This is a genomic window from Phenylobacterium sp. (assembly GCF_044371015.1).
Taxonomy (GTDB): domain Bacteria; phylum Pseudomonadota; class Alphaproteobacteria; order Caulobacterales; family Caulobacteraceae; genus Phenylobacterium.
Window position 1 is genome coordinate 1 of the sequence record NZ_JBILUK010000168.1, and the last position, 6,892, is coordinate 6,892.

At 66.0% G+C, this 6,892-nt stretch carries 6 protein-coding genes and 1 tRNA gene; 2 read left to right on the top strand and 5 right to left on the bottom strand.

Annotated elements, in window-relative coordinates:
- Together ACIQ3R_RS13105 and ACIQ3R_RS13110 are read right to left on the bottom strand one after the other, a co-directional pair.
- Nucleotides 1-1,488, bottom strand: a 1,488-nt coding sequence (locus tag ACIQ3R_RS13105; RefSeq protein WP_397419196.1) for a 2-oxoacid:acceptor oxidoreductase subunit alpha, incomplete at its 3' end; no start/stop codon positions are given.
- The gene (locus tag ACIQ3R_RS13110; RefSeq protein WP_397419198.1) at nucleotides 1,485-3,275 is read right to left on the bottom strand and encodes an FAD-dependent oxidoreductase; all 1,791 of its coding nucleotides are present in this window, start codon (nucleotides 3,273-3,275) and stop codon (nucleotides 1,485-1,487) included. The genes ACIQ3R_RS13105 and ACIQ3R_RS13110, both read right to left, overlap by 4 nt.
- 268 nt (nucleotides 3,276-3,543) lie before the next feature.
- On the opposite strand from ACIQ3R_RS13110, the gene ACIQ3R_RS13115 reads away from it, so the two are divergent.
- Nucleotides 3,544-3,720 carry a hypothetical protein gene (locus ACIQ3R_RS13115; RefSeq protein ID WP_397419201.1) on the top strand — a complete coding sequence of 59 codons (177 nt, stop codon included), beginning with the start codon at nucleotides 3,544-3,546 and terminating at the stop codon, nucleotides 3,718-3,720.
- A gap of 12 nt (nucleotides 3,721-3,732) precedes the next feature.
- Here ACIQ3R_RS13115 and ACIQ3R_RS13120 read toward each other — a convergent pair whose 3' ends face one another.
- From ACIQ3R_RS13120 to ACIQ3R_RS13130, 3 genes are all read right to left on the bottom strand, one after another.
- On the bottom strand, nucleotides 3,733-4,509 hold the full coding sequence (locus ACIQ3R_RS13120) for a phytanoyl-CoA dioxygenase family protein (RefSeq protein WP_397419203.1): 777 nt from the start codon (nucleotides 4,507-4,509) through the stop codon (nucleotides 3,733-3,735).
- Nucleotides 4,510-4,523: 14 nt separating this feature from the next.
- Nucleotides 4,524-5,882, bottom strand: a complete 1,359-nt coding sequence (tig, locus tag ACIQ3R_RS13125) for a trigger factor (RefSeq protein ID WP_397419205.1) — start codon at nucleotides 5,880-5,882, stop codon at nucleotides 4,524-4,526.
- A gap of 186 nt (nucleotides 5,883-6,068) precedes the next feature.
- Nucleotides 6,069-6,151 (bottom strand) — tRNA-Leu (locus ACIQ3R_RS13130).
- 58 nt (nucleotides 6,152-6,209) lie between these two features.
- Here ACIQ3R_RS13130 and ACIQ3R_RS13135 point away from each other — a divergent pair.
- On the top strand, nucleotides 6,210-6,892 hold a 683-nt coding region (locus tag ACIQ3R_RS13135; protein ID WP_397419207.1), incomplete at its 3' end, for a hypothetical protein.

Here is a 6,892-nt window from a genome sequence, read left to right on the forward strand (position 1 = left end):
ACGGGTCTTGCCCTTCGCGGGCTTCAGAACCGGCGCCGGCACCAGATCGCGGGCGGTGTCAAACTTACGAAGCAGTCGCTCCATGTTGTCCACATAGACAGCGCCTTCTTCCGAATAGCGGGCGTAGGGGTTTCGCGACGTGCCGCGCGTGAAGTAGCCGCCCTTTGTCGGGTGGACGCCTGGATAGGTCCGATAGGGAATGCCGTCGCCGTCCACTTCCTTGTAGCGGCCGAAGTCCATGCCGGCGTCGAGCATCTCGGCGGTCATCACCTTGCCGCGATCCAGCTTGCGGCTGTCATCCCACTGGAACGGCTCGGTCAGCCACTCGTTCATGCCGATGTCGAGGTCGAGCATCACGAAGACCGTAGTCTGCAACCGGTCGGCAAGATCAAACGCCTGCGCGCCCATTTCGAAGCATTCACCGGGATCCGCCGGCAACAGCAGCGGATGTTTCGAGTCGCCATGGCCGGCATAGGCGGCGGAGATCAGGTCCGCCTGTTGCGTCCGCGTCGGCATGCCGGTCGAAGGCCCGCCGCGCTGCACATCGAAGATCACGGCCGGGATCTCGGCGAAGTAGCTGAGCCCGATGAACTCGGTCATCAGCGAAATGCCCGGCCCCGAGGTCGCCGTGAACGATCTGCACCCGTTCCAGCCTGCGCCGATGACGATGCCGATCGAGGCGATCTCGTCCTCGGCCTGTATGATCGCAAACCGCGACTTGCCGGTCTCCGGATCGATCCGCAGATCCTGGCAGTACTTGGTGAAGGCCTCGGCCAGTGAGGTCGAGGGCGTGATCGGATACCAGGCGCAGACGGTCGCCCCGCCATACACCGCGCCCAGCGCCGCCGCTTCGTTGCCCTCTACGTAGATGCGGTTGCCCACCGCATCGGCCTGACGCACCTGGAGCGGCAGAGGCGCGAGGTGCTTCATGACATAGGCGTGGCCCATGGCCAGGGCTTCGAAATTGGCGTCGATCAGACGCTGACGCCCGGCGAAATCCTCGGAGATCAGCGATTTCACCGCCTCAAGATCGATCCCCAGAAGCGCCGCCAGGGCGCCGACATAGATGATGTTCTTGAACAGCTGACGCTCGCGCGGAAGCTCATAGGCCTCGTTGCACATCGCCGTCAGCGGCACGCCGACCACGGTGATGTCGTCCCGGAACCGCGAGGGTGGGATCGGCTTGGTGGAGTCGTAGAACAGGAAGCCCCCGCTCTCGATCTCGGCCAAGTCCTTGTCCCAGGTCTGGGGATTCATGGCGACCATCAGGTCGACGCCGCCCCGGCGACCCATATGGCCGGCCTCCGTGATCCGCACCTCGTACCAGGTGGGCAGACCCTGGATATTGGACGGGAAGATGTTGCGCGCCGCCACCGGCACGCCCATCCGCATCACCGAGCGGGCGAACATCCCATTGGCCGAGGCCGAGCCCGAGCCGTTGACGTTGGCGAACTTGACGACGAAGTCGTTGATCTTGACGTCGCTCATGAGGCCAGCGCCTCCGGCCCCGCGTGGGTCATCTCAAGGTAGAACTTCTGCATGTCCCATGCGCCGGTCGGGCACCGTTCTGCGCAGAGGCCGCAGTGCAGGCAGACATCCTCGTCCTTGGCCATCACCCGCCCTGTCGGCAGCTTGCCCGAGACATAGAGGTCCTGGGTCAGATTATCGGCCGGCGCCTTCAGCCGTGTTCGCAGATCAGCCTCTTCGCCGTCATCCGTGAACGTGATGCAGTCCATCGGGCAGATATCGACGCAGGCGTCGCACTCGATGCACAGTTTGTCGGCGAACACGGTCTGGACGTCGCAGTTCAGACACCGCTGCGCCTCCTTGAAGCCGAGCTCCCGGTCAAACCCGAGCTCCACCTCGAGACGGACGTCCTTCAGCGCTTCGGTCTTGTCGCGCATCGGCACGCGATAGCGGTGGTCGTTGGAGACGTCGTTGTCGTAGCTCCACTCGTGGATGCCCATCTTCTGACTGACCAGGGTCGCCCCTGGCGGCGGTCGAACCGCCACATCCTGACCTTCGCAGAACTTGTGAATCGACACGGCCGCATCGTGCCCGTGCGCCACGGCCCAGATGATGTTCTTGGGCCCGAACGCCGCGTCGCCGCCGAAGAACACGCGCGGATTGGTCGACTGGAACGTCGCCTCGCCCACCACCGGCATGTCCCATTCGTTGAACTGAAGTCCGATGTCGCGCTCGATCCAGGGAAACGAATTCTCCTGGCCCACGGCCACCAGCACATCGTCGCACTCGTGGTGCTCGTCCGGCTCGCCCGAGGGGACCAGCCGACGCCGACCCTTCTCGTCGAACTCCGCCTTGACGATCTCGAAGGTCACTCCGGTCAGACGACCGTTCTCGTGCGTGAAGGCCTTGGGGACGCGGAAGTTGAGGATCGGGATGTCCTCGTGCATCGCGTCCTCCTTCTCCCAGGGAGACGCCTTCATCTCCTCGAAGCCCGAACGGACGATGACCTTAACGTTCTCGCCGCCCAGGCGGCGCGAGGTGCGGCAGCAGTCCATGGCCGTGTTGCCGCCGCCCAGCACGATCACCCGGCGACCGATCTTGTCCACGTGCCCGAACGACACCGAGCTCAGCCAGTCGATGCCGATGTGGATGTTGGCCGCGGCTTCCTTGCGCCCCGGAATCTCCAGATCCCGTCCGCGAGGCGCGCCCGAGCCGACGAAGATCGCGTCCCAGTCTTCAGCGAGCAGCGCCTTGAGGCTCTCAATCCGGTGGCCGAACTTCATCTCGATACCGCCGAGCCCGGCGATATAGCCCACCTCTTCGTCGATCACCTCTTCGGGCAGACGGAAGCGCGGGATCTGGCTTCGGATCATGCCCGCCGACTTCTGTTCGGCGTCGAAAACGGTGAGCTGATAGCCCAGCGGCGCAAGATCACGCGCCACAGTCAGCGAGGCCGGGCCGCAGCCGACCAGCGCGATGCGTCGACCATTCGGCGTCGCGGCCGGCGGCGGCATCCGATGCGACACGTCCGCCTTGTTGTCGGCCGCCACCCGCTTCAGCCGGCAGATCGCCACCGGCTCGTCCTCGACCCGAACCCGCCGACAGGCCGGTTCGCAGGGCCGATCACAGGTGCGTCCCAGCACGCCCGGAAAGACGTTGGACTTCCAGTTGATCATGTAGGCGTCGTCGTATCGCCCTTCGGCGATCAGCCGGATGTACTCCGGCACCGGCGTGTGGGCCGGACAGGCCCACTGACAATCGACGACCTTGTGAAAATGGTCCGTTCCGGCGTCGCGCGTGCGCTGCAATACTCTGTTCCTTCCCGCGGCGCTCTTCTCACTCGGTCCCCTTAAGGTCCGCGCGGGCGTCTTGATGTTTCCGGACGTTACGTCCCCCACCTAACGGAAGCCAACCGATTCGTGCGCTGCGGCGCACGCGAGGCATGATCTTGCACACCAACCTGTGATCGCGTCGTCATGCCGCAACGCGAAAGTCCACTTGGCGGCCGCCAAAGGTGAATGATACCTTAATCGTCGGGAGAGGCCCCGCTCGCGCGGGTCACTGGGGGAAGACGGCATGGACATTGAGGCCCAGCGCGTTCTGGAAGGCGCTCCGCTCAAGCCGGAGGAGGTCTCCGCCTCTGCGCTCGGTCGGCTCGACCCCACCGATACCCTTGACCTGCACCGCGCCATCAACGAGCGCCGCGCCCGCGTCGAGAACGCCGAGCTGCTGAAACATCTGCGGTCGATGTAGGCTTCAAAAGCCTTAGACCACCGCCATCACCTCTACCGCCACCTCGGCGGTGACCAGCCTGTCGGTCGCCATGATGCGGGGGCGGTCGCAGCGGTTCGGCGCGGCCGAGTGCAAAACGCGCGGGTCCATCACATGGACGTCGCCGGGCTCTCCAGAGAGTTCCACCAGCTCGAGTTCCACGCCCTCGACCGAGTCGCGGTGGGCCTTCAGGTCTTCGACCCCGCCATAAAGCGCCTTGATGAAGTCCAGACGCCGCAAGCGCGTGTGAGTGTCGCCAATGGATAACGCTCGCCCCGCTTCCATCAGCCGATGGCTCCCGGCGACCACCCAGGCGCCGCCTCCGCCGGGCGCCACCATGTCGAACGCCACGAACACCTGGGCCCCAAACCGGCCCGGCCTCGCCAGATGCGGAAAGTCCCGATGCCAACCCCTAGGCGAAGGCCACGGCGCGGCGTTCGGCAGCGTGACCAGAAGCTGCGGTCGTTTCCAGATCGTGCGATCCGGCGCCGCGCCGTCCAGCAGCGCCGATGAAAGCGCGACCATCGCCGCCGCCGCGAACACCGCCTCGATCTCAGCCGGCCGCACGCCCAGCCGCTTCACGTTCAGGCCGCCCTTGGGCCAGACCTCGCCAGGCTGTCCGGCAGACCACAGCCCGCCCTCGCACAGGGCCCGCGTCACCGCCTCGCCCGCGGCCCTCGCCAGATCGGCAGGCGCAAAGCCGCGGAGCGTCACCACGCCCCGATCGGCCAACTCAGCCCGTTGAGCGGGCGTCAGGACAGAAGCTGTCATGACGCCATCGACCGCTACTCGGCGTAGCCCGCGGGCAGATCGTCTTCCTTCAGGAGCTCGTCCTTGGAGACCTTCTTGTCCTTCACCTTGGCCTTGCCGACGATCAGGTCGACGACCTTGTCCTCGAAGATCGGCGCGCGCAGCTGGGCCTGGGCGTTGGCGTTCTCGCGCAGCATGTTGAACACCTGCTGGGCCTGCGCGCCGTACTTGATGGCCTCGGCGCGGATGGCTTCAGCCAGTTCCTGCTCGGTCACCTGCACGTTATTGGCCCGGCCGATCTCAGCCAGCACGAGGCCGAGGCGCACGCGGCGCTCAGCGATCTTGCGATACTCCTTCTGGAGCTGGTCCTCGGACTTGTCGGCGTCTTCGGGCGGCAGTCCGCCCGCCGCCTTGTCCTGCTGGACCTGCTGCCAGATCGCGGCGAATTCAGCTTCGACCATGCGCGGCGGCAGCGGGAAGTCGTGCTTGGCGTCCAGCTCGTCGAGCAGGGCGCGCTTGAGCTTGAACTTCGAGGCGCCCGCGTACTGCTCCTCGAGGTTCGACTTCACCAGCTCGCGCAGCTTCTCGAGGCTCTCAAGGCCAAGGCGCTTGGCGAACTCATCGTCGGCCGGCGTTTCCACCGGCGCCTTGACGGCCTTCACCTTGGTCTCGAACTCGGCGTCCTTGCCGGCCAGATTGGCCGCCTGGTAGTCCGCCGGGAAGGTCACCTTCACCGTCAGTTCGGCGTCCGGCTTGGCGCCGATCAGCTGATCTTCGAACCCCGGGATGAACTGGCCCGAGCCCAGCACCAGCTCAGCGTCGGTCGCCGCGCCACCGTCGAAGGCCACCCCGTCCACGCGGCCGACGAAGTCGATCACAACCTGGTCGCCGCTCTTGGCTTTCACCGTCTTGCCGGTGCGCGGCTCATAGGTGCGGTTCTGCTTGGCCAGCTCGGCCACCGCCTCGTCGACCTCGGCGTCCTTCACCGGGTAGACCGGACGCGAAAGCGAGAGCGTGGCGGCGTCCACCGGCTCAAACTCGGGCATCAGGTCGATTGAGAGTTCGTAGGCGAGGTCGGCCTTGCCATCCATCACCGCCTCAAGGTCGCCCTCGGGCTTCAGTTCGGGCTCTCCGGCGGGCCGAAGATTGTTGTCCGTCATGATCTTCTGGGTGGACTCGTTGAGGCTGGCCTGCACCACCTCGCTCATCAGCGCCTTGCCATAGAGGCGGCGCACATGGGCCGCAGGCACCTTGCCCGGGCGGAACCCCTTGACGTTCAGGGTCGGCGCGATCTCCTTGATCCGGGCCTCGAGCTTTTCGGCCAGAAGCGCCACCGGCACCGTCACGCCATAAACGCGGTTCAGGCCTTCGCCAGATTTTTCAACGATCTGCATCGACATTTTCAAACTCTCCGGGCGCGCGCACCGGCGCAGGACACCCGCCTCTTTCGGCAAACAAGGTCAGCCGCCGAACAGGGCCCGGCGGCGCGAAGCGGCCCTTATGTCATGCTCACTTCGCAGGTAAAAGCCCCGCGCGCCTGCGAAGGTCACGTGCTTTGAGCCCCGGAGGGCGAAGCAGGATGGTGCGGCTAGAGGGACTCGAACCCCCACGGTTGCCCGACGGTACCTAAAACCGTTGCGTCTACCAATTCCGCCATAGCCGCGCGGTCTCCCGCTTACACAAACTCCCGCCCGATCCAAAGCCCTGCTAGAGGGGCCGCCATGCCCCGCGGCGTCCTCTTCGTGCACAACAACTTCCCGGCCCAGTTCGGCGACCTGGCGCGCGCCCTGGTCTCGCGCGGCGTACCGGTGAGCGCCGTGGGTCAGGAACACGCGACGGCGGTCGAAGGCGTTCGCATGGCGCGCTATCGCCTTCCGCGCGGCACCACCGACGGAATCTATCCCCTGGCGATCCGGGCCGAGGCCGACCTCATCCGCGGCCGTACGGCCGTCGACGCCGCTCGCGCGCTCAGGAACGAAGGCTGGGATCCACAGGTCATCGTCGGCCATCCCGGCTGGGGCGAGATGACCTTTCTGGATGAGGTGTTCCCGGCCGCCCGCCGGGTGGCCTTCGCTGAGTTCTGGTACCACGGGCGCGGTTATGACGTCGGCTTCGACCCTACCTTCGGCGTCGACGATCCTGAGGCTGCGGTCCGCGCCAAGGCCAAAAACGCCGTGATGAGCATCGCCTACGCCGAAGCGGACGTGATCGTCTCGCCGACCGAGTTCCAGGCGGGCGCCCTGCCCCCGGCCTTCCGGCCCCGCACCCGGGTGATCCACGAGGGAATCGACACCGCCGCCATCACACCCGGCCCGGCCGAGCCGTTCATCCTCGACGACGGGCGGGTGATCGCGCCCGGAACCCCGGTGATCACCCACGTCAACAATCACCTGGAGCCGCTCCG